Source organism: Streptomyces sp. NPDC056222 (genome assembly GCF_042264065.1).
Lineage (GTDB): Bacteria > Actinomycetota > Actinomycetes > Streptomycetales > Streptomycetaceae > Streptomyces.
Genome location: NZ_JBHJTL010000237.1, coordinates 1 through 1,002, shown reverse-complemented (window position 1 = coordinate 1,002; position 1,002 = coordinate 1). Strand labels below are relative to the sequence as shown.

At 62.7% G+C, this 1,002-nt stretch carries 2 protein-coding genes; both read right to left on the bottom strand.

Going from position 1 to position 1,002, the window contains the following annotated elements:
• On the bottom strand, positions 1-306 hold a 306-nt coding region (locus ACFC0D_RS38785; RefSeq protein WP_376446852.1), incomplete at its 3' end, for a Gfo/Idh/MocA family protein.
• A gap of 3 nt (positions 307-309) precedes the next feature.
• The coding region (locus ACFC0D_RS38780) for a nucleotide sugar dehydrogenase (protein ID WP_376446850.1) at positions 310-1,002 on the bottom strand (693 nt) is incomplete at its 5' end.

Genomic DNA, 1,002 nt, shown 5'->3' with positions numbered 1-1,002 from the left:
CATCACATGCTTGCCGGCGGCAGCGATTTCCACTGCCTGCTCCGGATGCAGGCCGCTGGGGGTGGTCAGCACGACGATGTCGGCCGTCGTGCTGGCCAGCATGTCGCTCAGCTTGCGGTGGCCAACGGCGCCGGTGTCTTCGACGGCCTTCTGCAGCGCGGCCGGGTCGACGTCGCAGACATCGGTCAACTCGATGCGATCAGCATGCTGGCGCATGGCATTGATGTGGGACTGGGCAATGCGGCCACAGCCGACCAGGGCGAACCGGATCTTCCTGTCCAGCACAGGCGGGGTAAATACGCGCATGATTCAGGCCTTTACGATGTTATCGGCGCTTTCCAGGAAGCGGCCACGGGAGTCCACCAGCACCGACGCGTGCTGCTTGATCAGCGCATAGTCGAACTTGTCGTGGTCGGTCGCCAGCAGCACGCAGTCGTAGCTGCTGAGGGTGTCGGCGGTGATGTCCACGCTGGACAGCTCGAACTGGTGCTCGCGCATCTTCGGGAACACCGGAATATGCGGATCGCTGTAGGACACTTCCGCACCGAGATCGCGAAGCTTCTCCATCAATACCACCGACGGCGACTCACGCATGTCGTCCACGTTCTTCTTGTAGGCGATACCCAGCACCAGCACGCGGCTGCCGTTGATCGCCTTGCGGCGCAGGTTCAGCGCCAGCAGAGTCTTGGAAATCACGTAGTCGGGCATCGACGAATTGATTTCGCCCGCCAGCTCGATGAAGCGCGTATGCACGCCGTACTCGCGCGCCTTCCAGGTCAGGTAGAACGGATCGATCGGGATGCAGTGCCCGCCAAGGCCCGGACCCGGGTAGTAGGCGACGAAGCCGAACGGCTTGGTCGCAGCAGCACGGATGACCTCATGGATGTCGATGCCCATGCGATCGGCGGCCACCTTCATCTCATTGACCAGGCCGATGTTGACGGCGCGGTGGATGTTCTCCAGCAGCTTGGTCATTTCCGCGGCACGCGCCGAACTGACCGG